This window comes from Comamonas thiooxydans, from assembly GCF_002157685.2.
Taxonomy (GTDB): Bacteria; Pseudomonadota; Gammaproteobacteria; order Burkholderiales; family Burkholderiaceae_C; genus Comamonas; species Comamonas testosteroni_H.
This window is the reverse complement of the sequence record NZ_AP026738.1, coordinates 5,798,323-5,811,330: the sequence shown is the minus strand read 5'-3', so window position 1 is coordinate 5,811,330 and position 13,008 is coordinate 5,798,323. Positions and strand designations below refer to the sequence as shown.

12 protein-coding genes are annotated in these 13,008 nt (G+C 63.5%); 6 read left to right on the top strand and 6 right to left on the bottom strand.

All coding sequences use genetic code 11. The annotated features are described in order from the left end of the window. Window positions 1-3: 3 nt before the first annotated feature. The 3 genes from CTR2_RS27065 to CTR2_RS27055 all read right to left on the bottom strand — a co-directional run bounded on the left by CTR2_RS27065 (window position 4) and on the right by CTR2_RS27055 (window position 2,772). Complete coding sequence (locus tag CTR2_RS27065; RefSeq protein WP_087085641.1) at window positions 4-738, bottom strand: SOS response-associated peptidase; 735 nt, start codon at window positions 736-738, stop codon at window positions 4-6. 4 nt (window positions 739-742) lie between these two features. Beyond that, window positions 743-1,483, bottom strand: coding sequence for a 16S rRNA (uracil(1498)-N(3))-methyltransferase (locus CTR2_RS27060; RefSeq protein ID WP_087085642.1), 741 nt, complete (start codon window positions 1,481-1,483; stop codon window positions 743-745). A gap of 182 nt (window positions 1,484-1,665) precedes the next feature. Continuing rightward, a complete protein-coding gene (locus CTR2_RS27055) occupies window positions 1,666-2,772 on the bottom strand; it encodes an aminoglycoside phosphotransferase family protein (RefSeq protein ID WP_087085643.1) in 1,107 nt (368 codons plus the stop codon). Between the two features lie 168 nt (window positions 2,773-2,940). On the opposite strand from CTR2_RS27055, the gene CTR2_RS27050 reads away from it, so the two are divergent. From CTR2_RS27050 to rsmA, 3 genes are all read left to right on the top strand, one after another. Next, complete coding sequence (locus CTR2_RS27050) at window positions 2,941-5,361, top strand: LPS-assembly protein LptD (protein WP_176391770.1); 2,421 nt, start codon at window positions 2,941-2,943, stop codon at window positions 5,359-5,361. A gap of 14 nt (window positions 5,362-5,375) precedes the next feature. Then, window positions 5,376-6,803, top strand: coding sequence for a peptidylprolyl isomerase (locus tag CTR2_RS27045; RefSeq protein WP_087085644.1), 1,428 nt, complete (start codon window positions 5,376-5,378; stop codon window positions 6,801-6,803). A 103-nt stretch (window positions 6,804-6,906) separates the two neighbouring features. After that, complete coding sequence (rsmA, locus tag CTR2_RS27040; protein WP_087085645.1) at window positions 6,907-7,668, top strand: 16S rRNA (adenine(1518)-N(6)/adenine(1519)-N(6))-dimethyltransferase RsmA; 762 nt, start codon at window positions 6,907-6,909, stop codon at window positions 7,666-7,668. 60 nt (window positions 7,669-7,728) lie between these two features. Here the strand turns inward: rsmA and aptA are convergent, their stop codons facing one another. Next, a complete protein-coding gene (aptA, locus tag CTR2_RS27035) occupies window positions 7,729-9,084 on the bottom strand; it encodes an omega-aminotransferase AptA (protein ID WP_087085646.1) in 1,356 nt (451 codons plus the stop codon). Between the two features lie 337 nt (window positions 9,085-9,421). After that, on the bottom strand, window positions 9,422-9,676 hold the full coding sequence (locus tag CTR2_RS27030) for a DUF2061 domain-containing protein (protein WP_003072311.1): 255 nt from the start codon (window positions 9,674-9,676) through the stop codon (window positions 9,422-9,424). A gap of 197 nt (window positions 9,677-9,873) precedes the next feature. Between CTR2_RS27030 and CTR2_RS27025 the strand changes: the two genes are divergently transcribed. The 3 genes from CTR2_RS27025 to CTR2_RS27015 are packed head-to-tail and all read left to right on the top strand — an operon-like array spanning window position 9,874 to window position 11,925. After that, window positions 9,874-10,386 carry a GNAT family N-acetyltransferase gene (locus CTR2_RS27025; protein ID WP_087085647.1) on the top strand — a complete coding sequence of 171 codons (513 nt, stop codon included), beginning with the start codon at window positions 9,874-9,876 and terminating at the stop codon, window positions 10,384-10,386. A 26-nt stretch (window positions 10,387-10,412) separates the two neighbouring features. Further along, the gene (locus CTR2_RS27020) at window positions 10,413-10,970 is read left to right on the top strand and encodes an NUDIX hydrolase (RefSeq protein ID WP_003066904.1); all 558 of its coding nucleotides are present in this window, start codon (window positions 10,413-10,415) and stop codon (window positions 10,968-10,970) included. Between the two features lie 58 nt (window positions 10,971-11,028). Continuing rightward, window positions 11,029-11,925, top strand: a complete 897-nt coding sequence (locus tag CTR2_RS27015; protein ID WP_087085648.1) for a DMT family transporter — start codon at window positions 11,029-11,031, stop codon at window positions 11,923-11,925. A 22-nt stretch (window positions 11,926-11,947) separates the two neighbouring features. Here the strand turns inward: CTR2_RS27015 and CTR2_RS27010 are convergent, their stop codons facing one another. Next, window positions 11,948-12,868: a LysR family transcriptional regulator gene (locus CTR2_RS27010; RefSeq protein WP_087085649.1), complete on the bottom strand. Its 921-nt coding sequence runs from the start codon at window positions 12,866-12,868 to the stop codon at window positions 11,948-11,950. Window positions 12,869-13,008: the final 140 nt, after the last annotated feature.

Below are 13,008 nucleotides of genomic sequence, written 5' to 3'. Positions count from 1 at the left end.
CGCTTACAGCAGGGGCGGCGGCTGCTTGCGGCCTTTTTCCACGGGGTTGGCGCGCAGTTTTTCCGCCGGGTAGGGGCGCAGGAACTCCTTGGCCTTGTTGACCTTGGCATTGAGCCAGGCGTCGTATGCGCCTTCGTTGAGGATGGCGGGCATGGCCTTGTCGTTGCCGGGCTGGCCGTAGCGGTTCATCAGCGCATGGGCATTGGCATTGATGGTGATGAGGGCATAGCTGACGATGACCTCGCCGTCCTCGCCCACCCAGCGTGCCCAGACGCCGGCGGCGCCCATGGGCTGGTTGTCCACGCGGGTGATGCGTGTGGGCAGGGGCTTGCCGGGGCGCAGGTCGTCGACCTGAAAGGCCTGCATGGGCACGATGCAGCGCTGGCCTGCCAGCCAGGCATCGCGAAAGGCCGTGCCCGTGGTCAGGTTGTCGATCTTTGCATTCACCAGCTTGAGCGCGCGCAGGCGCCCGTCAGACGCCGACTTGACCCAGTGCGGCACCAGGCCGAAGCTGGCGGGCACCAGCACACGCTCCACAGGCAGCGCGGGTGCTCCTTCTTCGGGAGCTGTAAACGAGCGGCCCAGCAGCGCTGCAGAGGATTCTGCGGCTGCGTTGACGATGATGAGACCCATGCGCCTGGGGGTTAGCACGGCCTCGGGCAGAGACTCGGGGGCCTCCACGCGAAAGTTCTGCAGATAAAACTCGGGCTTGGCCAGAGAGAGGTGACAGCTGCTCATTGATTTACTCCAGGGCCAGCAGGGACAGGGCGGCAACAGATGCCGTTTCAGCGCGCAGCACGCGGGGGCCGAGGCTGGCAGGTTTCCAGCCCTGCTCCAGGGCCCAGTCTTCTTCCTGGGCGGTCAGGCCCCCTTCGGGGCCATGCAGCACCCAGACTGCCTGAGCATCGCCGGCGGCGGTACGCAGCGGCTGATTGCCTTCGCGCAGCGACAGCACCAGACGCGTCGCATCGGCTGCTGCTGCCTGCTGGCTGCGCAGCCAGTCGGCCAGCGGCTGGGGCGCGTGAATCACGGGCACCTGGTTGCGGCCGCATTGCTCGCAGGCCGAGACGGCAATCGACTGCCAGCGCTCGATCTTCTTGTCGGCGCGGTCGCCCTTGAGCTTGAGCACGCTGCGCGCCGCCATCACGGGCTGGATGCTGGCCACGCCTAGCTCGGTGGCTTTTTCCACCAGCCAGTCCATGCGCTCGTTGGCGGGCATGCCGACGACCAGGTGCACGGCACGTTCGGCTTCGCGCTCGGCGGGGCTGTGGCTGTCCACGCGCACGCCCACATCGCTGCGGCCCATGTGGGTGATGGTCGCCTGGAACTCGCCGCCGGTAAAACCGTTGCCGGTCTGGCCCTCAAACAGGGTGATGACATCGCCGGGCTGGTGGCGCAGCACCTGCACATGGCGGGCAGCGCCTGCAGGCAGGTCCAGCTCGTTGCCGATGTGCAGTGGAATAGGGCAGTGATAGCGCGGCATAGGGAAAAATTCGGGGTTCGTGATTCATGGTGCCACGCAGAGTCCGTGGCTCGCAAAACTGGCGCTGAATCACCTCAGGGACGCCAAGCAAGGGCCGCCCCGCAGCGAGGGCGTCGTCCCCCTCCCGCATTGCGAAGCAAGGCGAGAGAGGGGGAAGCCGCAAAGCGGCTCAGGGGGTGTGTTTACATCCGCCCGTAGGCGTAACCCACCTGCGTCTGGATGCCTTCGATCTCGTCGATCAATTTGAGGAACGGGCCCAGCGCGCGGTAGCGGTTGCAGGTGGAGCGGATGTAGTGGATGAAACGAGGCGCATCGGCCAGATACTTGGGCTTGCCGTCGCGCAGCGTCAGGCGCGCAAAGATACCCGCAACCTTGAGGTGGCGCTGCAGACCCATCCATTCAACCCCACGATAGAACTCGCCGAAGTCGTCGCCCCAGCCGCTGGCGCTGTTGGCGCCCACCAGGCCGGCCTTGCGAGCCTTTTCCCAGTAACGGATGGTGATGTCGATGATGAAGTCCTCTTCCCAGCTGATGAAGGCATCGCGCAGCAGGCTGGCGATGTCATAGGTGATGGGGCCGTAGACGGCATCCTGGAAGTCCAGCACGCCCAGCGGCGCGCCGCTGGACACAGGTTGCATCAGGTTGCGCATCATGAAGTCACGGTGCACATAGACGCTGGGGGCCTGCAGATTGTGGGCGACGATCTGATCGAAGGTCTTGCCGAGCAGGGCCTGCTGCTTGTCGTCCAGCGTGAACTGGCGGTGCTTGGCGATGTACCAGTCGGGAAACAGCTGCAGCTCGCGGCGCAGCAGGGCCTCGTCATAGAGAGGCAAGCTGCCGGTATTGCCGGCCTTGGAGGCCAGTTGCCAGTCCAGCAGCACCTCGATGGCCGAGCGGTACCAGGCTTCGGCATCCTGGGGCTTTTCGGGGTTCAGAGCCTCGATGACGGTCTGGCCGCCCAGATCGCTGAGCAGCATGAAGCCGTGACCGGCGTCCCAGTCCAGAATCTGCGGCACGCACAGGCCGGCCTGGCTCATCAAGCCCTGAACCTTGGCAAAAGGCGCGCAATCTTCCTTGTCTGGCGGCGCGTCCATGACGATCAGGCTGCTGCCATCGCTGCGATCCAGGCGCAGATAGCGGCGAAAGCTCGCATCGGCCGAAGCGGGGCGCAGGGTTGCGGGAAGCAGCTGGTGCTTTTGAGCCAGCGGTGCCAGCCAGGCGTCGAATGCGGCGTGGCGGGCAGAATCTGCCCAGGCAACGCCAACTGTGGGGGTGATAGGAGCGGTCATGGATAATCGGATTTTACAAACCGATGCCGCCGCATCTGTGGACAGTGGTGCTAGGCTCTCGGTTTTCTGTTGACGTGTGCCAGGGCACGCGCGCTTTTGACGTTCAAGATCATCGTGCAATCCCCATCCCATCCGCGAGATTTCCTACCTGCCCGCCCTGCCCGTTCAATGCGTGCGGGAGCTGCTCGGCCGGTGATTCGTCCTCTGGCATGGGCTGTGGCACTGGCATGGGCGGGTGCTGGCATGCAGGCCTATGCCCAGTCGGCCGATACGGGCGGATTGTCCTCCTCCAGCGTCGCGGGCGAGCTGCCAGCCCTGGAACTCAAGTCCAGCAGCCTGTTACAGGAGAGCTATCCTCAGGAAGTGCGTGACCAGCAGCCCATCTATATCAAAGGTGACAGCCTGTCCGGTCAGCCCGATCTCAAGGCCTCGGTTCATGGCGAGGCAGAGTTGCGCCGCGGCGACACCATGATCCGTGCGGACAAGCTCGACTATGCGGTTCCGGACGACAGGATCAACGCCGTGGGCTCGGTCCACATCAACCAGGCCGGCAATGTCTACGAGGGTACGGCGCTGGATCTGCAGATGGATGCCTTCAAGGGCCAGTTCGACAATGCCAACTATCGCTTTCTGGCCACGGGCGGCCATGGCGAGTCCTCGCGAGTGGATTTCATCGACAAGGATCGTTCGGTCGTCCATGACGCCACCTACACCACCTGCCAGCGCGATGACGAGGCCAGCTGGGAGCCGAGCTGGGTGCTCGAGGCCAAGACCATTCATCTGGACATGGCCGAAGAGGTGGGGGTGGCCGAGGGTGCGTCCCTGAAATTCAAGGGCGTGACCGTCCTGCCCGTGCCGCGCATGAGCTTTCCGCTCTCGGACAAGCGCAAATCGGGCCTGCTGCCGCCGATGATAGGCATGGACAAGCTCGGCGGCATCGAGTATTCACAGCCCTATTACTGGAATATCGCCCCCAATCGCGATATGACCATCACGCCCACGCTGATGACCAAGCGCGGCGTGAACCTGACGGGACAGTTCCGCTATCTGGAGCCCAGCTACTCGGGCGAGACCTATGCCAGCTACATGCCCGGCGACAATCTGCGCAACCGCGATCGCTGGGGCTATTCCTGGCAGCATCGTGCGAGCTTCGATACGCCGGTCGGCGGCTTGGGGCTGAATTTCAATCTGAACCGCGTCAGCGACGGTGATTACTGGCGCGACTTCCGCCTGGCTCCCGTGGCGCTGCGCCAGCGCCTGCTGCCCAGCACGGTCAATCTGAGCTGGGCCAAGGGCGATGGGGTGCTGAGCCTCAATGTGCTGCGCTACCAAGTGCAGCAGGATGTGACTTCGCCGATTGCGCCGCCCTACAGCATGGTGCCGCAGCTGCAGTACCGCTATACGCCGCTGGACCTGCCGCATGGGCTGGATTTCTCCGTGGTGGCCGACACTACACGCTTCGAGCTGATTCGCCCCATCACGGGTCAGGTCGGCAACAACGGTCAGCGCAGCTATGTGCAGGCACAGCTGAGCCGGCCATTCCTGTCTCCCGGCGCCTTCATCACGCCCAAGCTGATGCTGCATACCTCCATGTATCAGACCGATCAGCTGATGAGCAACGGCAGCAAGAGCGCCAACCGGACCTTGCCCACCTTCAGCCTGGACAGCGGCCTGATCTTCGAGCGCGACACCTCCTGGTTCGGCAAGAATCTGTTGCAGACTTTCGAACCCCGGGCCTTCTATACCTATACGCCCTATCGCGATCAGAGCATGCTGCCGCTCTACGATACGGGTCGCAGCGATTTCAACTTCGCGAGTATTTTTTCCGAGAACGACTATGTCGGTCAGGACCGCATTGCCGACAACCATCTGATGACGCTGGGCGCGACCTCGCGCTTCATCGACCCTGAAAGCGGCGCAGAAAAGCTCAAGTTCGCCGTGGCCCAGCGCGTGCGCCTGTCAGATCAGCGCGTGCTGCTGCCCGGTGAGGTGGCTGCAACCAGCAAGCTGTCCGATATCCTGCTGGGCGCGGCCTTCAACTGGACCGACAAGTGGTCGCTTGAAGGCACGACCCAGTACAACAAGGACTTGAACCGCACGGTCCGTACCACGGCCACGGCGCGTTACAGCCCGGGCAACTACCGCACCTTCAACATCGGCTACCGCACGCAGCTGGATACGGTCACCAAGAAGCCCTCCAGCGAGCTGGTGGACGTGGGCTGGCAATGGCCGATCAACGACCTCTGGGGCGACAAGGGCAAGGATCTGGGCGCCGGTCGCGGCCAGGGCGGTGGCCGCTGGTATGCCGTGGGCCGCCTCAACTACTCCATCAAGGACAACAAGCTGGTGGATACCGTGGTCGGCTTCGAATACGACGGTTGCTGCTGGATTGGCCGTGTGGTGCTGGAGCGCCTGCAAAGCTCGGTCATCCAGTCGAATCTGCGTCTGCTGTTCCAGATGGAGTTCGTGGGCTTCTCGCGCCTGAGCTTTGGTGCCGATCCCACCTCCAGCCTCAAGCAGAATGTGCCGCGCTATCAATATTTGCGTGAGGCGGTGACTCCGCCCAGCCGCTTTACCAATTACGATTAATCAAGGCTTTTTTCATGCGTTTTTTCTCCAAGACATCCAATGCATGTGCTGTTGCCGTGGCACTGGCTGTAATGGCTGCCGGTGTGCAGGCCCAGGGCCTGAAGAGCCCCGGCAGCAAGGCCAAGGCTGGCAATGACTCCTCCATCTCGCGCGCACTGGAGGCTACGGCCCAGCCCTCGGGGCGCCAGGCTCCGGCAGCCGCACAGGGTGTTCGCTCGGCCGATTACATTGTGGCCGTGGTCAATTCCGAGCCCATCACCAATAACGAAGTGCGTGCACGCATGGAGCGCGTTGCGCAGAACGTGACCGAGCAGGGCGGGCAGCTGCCGTCCCAGAGCGAGCTGGCCCGCCAGGTTCTGGAGCGCCTGATTGTCGAGCGCGTGCAGTTGCAGGAAGCCAAGGACACGGGCATCAACATTGACAACATGACGGTCGATCAGGCCGTGGCCAATGTGGCGCGCCAGAACAACACCGACAAGGCTGGCCTGATGTCGCGCCTGAAGGCCGAAGGGATTTCCGAAGCGCAGTTCCGTTCGGAGATCCGCAACCAGATGCTGATGCAGCGTGTGCGCGAGCGTGATGTGGACGGTCGCGTCAAGGTCGGGGAAGCCGACATCGATCGCTATCTCAAGGACCAGAAGCGCCCGGGCGATGCGGCGGCGGGTGCCGCAGCCAATCTGGGCCACATCCTGATCATCGTGCCGGAAAACGCCAGCGCTGCCGTGGTGGCGGAGCGCGAGGCCAAGGCCAAGCAGGCGGCAGAAGCCGCTCGCAAGAACCCCGACTTCATCGCTGCCGTGCGGGAATTTTCGGATGTCCCCAACGGTCAGGGTGGCGGCGCCATGGGCATGCGCCCCATGAGCGATTACCCCGAGCTGTTTTCTCAGCAGGTGGGCAATGCGGCAGTCGGAGCCATCGTCGGTCCGTTTCGTTCGGGCGCTGGTTTCCACGTGCTCAAGGTGCTGGAAAAATCTCAGGCCGGAGCGCCCGTGTACATCACGCAGAACCACGCCCGCCATTTCCTGCTGACCGTGGGTGAGGGTATGACCGAAGCACAGGCGGCCAAGCGTCTGGAGGATTACAAGCGTCGCGTGGAAGCCGGCCAGGCCACCTTCCAGCAACTGGCGCAGGAGTTCTCTAAGGACGGCAGCGCCCGCAACGGCGGTGATCTGGGCTGGTCCTCGCCAGGCCAGTTCGTGCCCGAGTTCGAGCGCGTGCTCGACAGCCTCCAGCCCGGCCAGATCAGCAACCCCGTGGTGTCGCGTTTCGGCGTGCACCTGATCCAGCTGATCGAGCGCCGCCAGGAAAAGCTCACCGAGCGCGAGCAACGCGAAATGGTGCGCAACGTGGTGCGCGAGCGCAAGGCCGAGCAGGACTACGAAACCTGGCTCAAGGAACTGCGCGGCAAGGCCTTTGTGGAATACCGCGAGCCACCCCAATAAGCCCATTCAATCCGCTTGAAGTGCCCGGTAATGTCATCATTGCGCACCGGGCATCGGAGCTCCCCCTCATTCCAAGCGGTGCCCAGGCACCGCTTTCGCATTCATGAAACATATTCCCCGCAAGCGCTTCGGCCAGAATTTCCTGACCGACGGCGCCATCATCGACAACATCGTCCAGGCCATCGACCCCAAGGCGGGCGAACCCATGGTCGAGATCGGCCCGGGCCTGATGGCGCTGTCGCAGCCCCTGGTCGAGCGCCTGGGCAAGCTCACCGTGATCGAGCTGGACCGGGACCTGGCGGCCCGTCTGCGTCTGCGCGACGATCTCGACGTGGTCGAGTCCGATGTGCTCAAGGTGGACTTCCGTGCGCTGGCCGCACGTCTGGGCGTGGCCAAGCTGCGCGTGGTCGGTAATCTGCCCTACAACATCTCCAGCCCCATTCTTTTCCATCTGCTGGAGCAGGTGGACGTGGTGCAGGACCAGCACTTCATGCTGCAAAAAGAGGTCATCGATCGCATGGTGGCCGACGCAGGCACCTCGGCCTATGGCCGTCTGTCGGTGATGCTGCAGTGGCGCTACGCCATGGAAGATGTGCTGTTCGTGCCGCCGGGCAGCTTCAATCCGCCTCCCAAGGTGGACAGTGCCGTGGTGCGCATGATTCCGCGCGAGCAGCCTGCGGATCTCAATCCCAAGCTGCTGGAAGAGCTGGTGCAGGTGGCGTTCAGCCAGCGCCGCAAGATCTTGCGCAACACCCTGGGCAAGTGGCTGGAAGCCAAGGACTTTGCGGGCGAGTTCGACCTGCAGCGCCGCGCGGAAGAAGTGCCGGTCGCCGAATTCGAAGCCCTGGCAGCACAGCTTTCCTGAGTTCAGGCGGTAGGCTTCAATCGCTTGCCAGAAAAGCGATTGAAGCTATTGATTTAATAGTCAATCGGTGGCCTGCAGCGCATCGCCAAGTGCGTTGATCAGCCGCTCGATCTCGGCCTGCTCGCTGATGAAGGGCGGTGCCAGCTGAATCGTGTCGCCGCCGTAGCGCACATAAAAGCCGGCCTCCCAGCATTTCATGGCGATCTCGTAAGGGCGCCTGGCGGGTTCGCCGGGCAGGGACGCAATCGTGATGCCTGCCGCCAGGCCGATATTGCGGATGTCCATCACATGCCTGGCGCCCTTGAGGCTGTGCACGGCCTGCTCGAAGAAGGGGGCCAGCGCTCGCACGCGGCCCGGGCCGTCTTCGCGCTCCAGCAGATCGAGTGCCGCAATGCCTGCCGCGCAGGCCACGGGATGGGCCGAATAGGTATAGCCGTGGGCAAATTCCACCATGTACTCCGGACCTCCGGCCGCCATGAACTGCTCATAGATGGCGGGCGTGACCACGCAGGCTCCCAGTGGCTGGGCGCCATTGCTGACCTGCTTGGCGATATTCATGATGTCCGGCGTCACGCCAAAGGCCTCGGCAGCCGTCATCGCTCCGAGGCGGCCAAAGCCCGTGATGACCTCGTCGAAGATCAGCAGGATGTCGTGCTGGGTGCAGATCTCACGCAAACGCTGCAGATAGCCGGCGGGCGGAATCACCACCCCGCCAGAGCCTGACATGGGCTCCACGATCACGGCAGCGATATTGCTGGCGTCATGCAGGGCGATCAGATCGAGCAGCCGGTCTGCCAGGGCGCGCCCGTCGGTCTGGGGCTGGCCCTTGAAGAACGAACCTGCTGGCGGCTGGGTGTGTGGCAGATGATCGGCTTCGATCCCTTGGCCGAACATCTTGCGGTTGCCCCCCATGCCGCCTACCGAGATGCCACCGAAGTTCACGCCGTGATAGCCCTTTTCGCGGCCGATCAGCCGGGTCTTGGTGCCCTGGCCCCTGGCGCGCCAGTAGGCGCGCGCCATCTTCAGCGAGGTGTCGGCGGCTTCAGAGCCCGAGCCGGTGAAGAACACATGCTCAAGCCCCTGGGGCATCAGTGCCACGATGCGGTTGGCCAGCGCGAACGAGGCCGGGTGGCCGAACTGGAAGGCGGGAGCGTAATCAAGCTGCAGCGCAGCCTGACCAATGGCCTCGGCGATCTCGCGGCGGCCATGGCCCAGTCCCGAGCACCACAGGCCCGAGAGGCCGTCGAAAATGCGCCGGCCATCGGCATCGCTGTAGTAGGCGCCCTGTGCGCCCGTGATGATGCGGGGCCTGGCCTTGAAGTTGCGGTTGCCGGTGAACGGCATCCAGTGGGCGCTCAGCCATTGCTCGTCGTGGCGGGAGAGGTCTGTGGATGTCTGGCGGTCTGCAAGCTGCATGGGAACTCCTTGGATTCCTGGCCATTGTTGGCTTTGGGCCCGGTTTGGCAAATAGCCGCAAACCCATGGGAGCAAGGCCGCATTGGCATGCTCTGCATGACTTATCCACAGGGTTCTCTGGTGCTGGAGAGCTTGGCTCGAATGATTTCCTGGCGCAAGTGATCAGAAAATCAGAAATAGTCCGGGATATTCAAGATTTGACAAAGGCTTATGCAAAGGCTTGTCCACATGATTTCTACAGATCATTAAGATGGCCGTTGCAGTCGCCCAGCATGGCCAGGGAGCGCAGCAGCCATTGCGCAAAAGTGGCGGGGTGGTCGGTGTTCATAGGCGGCTCTCAGGCGCTAAGCGCCTGTCCATCAAGCACTTGTTGCTCACGTTTCTTCAGGCGGCGCTCCCAGACTTTCTCATGGAAGAAGAAGGCAAAGGCCTGGACCGTGGGCTCCAGCAGGCTCAGCGTCAGCGAGGCAATCAGATTGCCGGTCACGGCATAGGCGACGCAGGCGGCCACGGTGATGTGGATCACGTAGTAACTGGCGGTCTTGGTCAGCGTGAGCTGGTTCTGGCGCAATGTCTTGATCAAGCGTGTCATCTGTTTCTCCCTGAGCGATGAATGAATGGTAGAGAGGAGGGCGATGAATTTCCAATTGAGAATCATTACCATCGCGATAGTGCCTACAGGCTGCTGCGAGATGAGCGGCTTGCTAAGCTGTGTGCTGGGGTTTGATTGAAATTGGCTGTCAGCCATTGCCTGATAAGCGTTGACAGCTATTGATTTGAGAGTTTCTTATGCCGGAGTCGATGCCAATCCAGCTGCGCGCGCTGGGCGCGGACGATGTGGATGCCCTGCTGCGCATTCAGGAGCATTGCTATGGCGCGGACTTTGCCGAGCCGCGCGAGGTGTTTGTGCGCCGTTTGCGCACCGCCGGGCATTGTTCCTGGGCGGCAGAGCAGGGGGGCGAGCTGGTGGCCTATCTGGCAGCCTACTGGTCGCGCCCCGGAGCCATCACGCCGCTCAACGGCGACTTTGCCGAATATGACGACGCCAGCGTGCTCTATCTGCACGATATGGCCGTGTCCGAGGCTGCAGCCGGCCAGGGCCTGGCGCGGCGCATGGTGCAGGCCCTGAAGGCCCAGGCCAGAGCGCGCGGCGTGCAGCGCACGGCACTGGTTTCGGTGCAGGGATCACGGCTTTATTGGGAGCGTCAAGGCTATGCGGTCGAATCCGTGACAAATGCTGCGCAGCAGCAACATTTGGCCAGTTACGGCGAAGGAGCGCTCTATATGGTGGGATTTATCTGACACATCGTCGGGTTGGGACAAGGATAATGCCGGCCATGCCCAATCGCTGGAAACCCAATGTGACTGTCTCGGCCATCATCGAACGCGATGGCCGTTTTTTGCTGGTGGAAGAACAAACGGCGGATGGACTGCGTCTGAATACGCCGGCCGGTCATCTCGACCCTTCCGAAAGCCCTGTCGATGCTTGTGTGCGCGAAGTCATGGAAGAGACGGCCTACAGTTTCACGCCCACGGCCCTGGTCGGCATCTACATGAACCGCTTTGTGCGCACGCGCACGGGCTCGGACATCACCTATCTGCGCTTTGCCTTCACGGGCGATCTGGGCATGCACCATGCCCAGCGCCATCTGGACGACGGCATCGTGCGCAGCGTCTGGCTCTCGCTTGACGAGCTCAAGGCCACCGAGCATCTGCACCGCAGCCCCATCGTGCTGGAGTCGGTGGGCGATTATCTGGCCGGTCAGCGCTATGACATAGGCCTGATCCATGCCGATGCCAGCATCTACAAGGTGCCCCAGCTGACCCGGCCGGTACCCGAAGAGGCCGGTGCCACGCTGGACGATGTGCTGGTGCAGATTCACTGAATTTGGCATTCGGCAGTTGTGACAGGCGTGCAGGCCGGGGCTGTGCACAATGCCCTGTATGTCTGTAGCCAGCCTGATCCGACTGATGACACTGGCCGCCCTCTGGGGCGGCAGTTTTTTGTTCATGCGCGTGGCCGTGCCCTATCTGGGGGCCGTGCCCACGGCCGTGGGCCGCGGCCTGTTTTCGGCGCTAGGCCTTGGCGCGGCGCTGTTTGCCATGGGCTACCGGCCCAGGCTAGGACGCTATCTTTGGCCCTTGCTGGGGCTGGGTGTCATCAATTCAGGCATCCCCTTTCTCATGTACGCGCTGGCGGCCCAGGTGCTGCCATCGGGCTATAGCGCCATCTTCAATGCCACCACGCCGCTGGTTGCCACCGTGGTGGGAGCGCTGGTGTTTGCCGAGGCGATCACGCCCGCTCGTGTGGCTGCCGTGCTGCTGGGGATCGGCGGTGTGGCAGTGCTGGCCCAGGCCGGGCCGCTGGATCTCGGCAGCGCCGTGCTGGGAGGCATGGCGGCCTGTTTTGTGGCCACCGTCTGCTATGCGTTTTCCAGCTATCTGACGCTCAGGCTTGCGGGTGCCAATGCGTCCGTGGACACGCGCGCTGCCGTTTTCATCAGCCAGCTCGGTGCGCTGATGGTGCTGACGCCGGCGCTGCTCATCGACATGGTGCTGGAGCCCGGCATGCTGGCCAGGCTGCAGGCCGCGCCGCTGCTGGCTTGGGGCAATGTGGCGCTGCTGGGCCTGTTGAGCACGGCTCTGGCCTATGTGCTGTATTTCCGGCTGATTGCCGACGAGGGCCCGCAAAAGGCGCTGACCGTGACCTTTATCGTGCCCGTGTTTGCGGTGCTCTGGGGCTGGACCTTGCTCGATGAGTCCTTGACCGCAGCGCATGCCATGGGAGGCGGGCTGATTGCGCTGTCGCTCTGGCTGGTGCTGCGCCCCAAGGCGGATTGAGCCGGGGTCTGCGGCCGTCTTTTCACCAGGCGGCGGGCAGACGCAGCTGCAAAAGCTCCAGAAAGGACTGCGCCGCATGCGGCAGCGTGCGGCCGGCCAGGGTCTGCACCTCGATATCGCGCAGATCCATGCCGCGGTCGCTGAGCGCCACGGCCACGAGTGCGCCTGTGGCCACCATGTCGCGGGCGGCGATTTCGCTGGCCACGGCAACTGCCGCGCCCTGGGCCGCAAAGTTCAGCAGCGTCTTGCCGTGATTGCTCTCCAGGGCCGGCATCAGCATCAGTCCCTGGCGGCTGCAGGCCGCATCCAGCAACTGCCGCACGGCCGTGCTGGGCGGCGTCAGTGCCAGCGGGTAGCGCACCAGCCTGGCCAGCGACACACTGCGCTCCTGCGCCAGCTCATGGCCGGATGCCACCAGCGCCAGCACGGGCGCGGCCACGCGGCAGGCGACGGCGATGCCTGGCTCGGGGGCCCGGCTGAAGCACAGGCCTATGTCGGCCATGCCGGTGCGCACGGCATCGGACACTTCGGGCGTTGGCAGCACCGTCACCTCGAAGACGATGCCGCCGTGCTCGCGCTGAAAGGCCGCGCACAGGCGCGGCAGAAATTCGCTGGCGAAGGCGTCGGAGCTGGCGATGCGCACCTTGCCGCTGCGCAGGCCCTGCAAGGCCTTGATCTCGTCGAGTGCGCGCTCGGCGTCCAGCCCCGAGCGGCGCGCATGATCGGCGAGGATCTCGCCGGCGGCGTTGAGTACCATGCCGCGCGGGTGGCGCTCGAACAGCGGCGTGCCCAGCCGCGCCTCCAATGCCGCGATCTGGCGGCTGATGGCCGAGGCCGCCACATGCAGTCTTGCCGAAGCCTCGGCCAGCGAGCCGCATTGCGCGACTTCGTGGAAGTAGCGCAGCGCGGTGTCTTGGAGCAGCAAATGGCGGGACTCGGGCATGGCAGTCGGTAAAAGCAAACCACCATTGTGATCGGTTTGCTGTTTTGGCAATGATGGCTTGCAAATTTGCCGATAGCGGCAAATGCCTCGGCTTTCTAAGATGTCCCGTTCGACGGTTGCCGGGCAGCGGCGACCCCTTT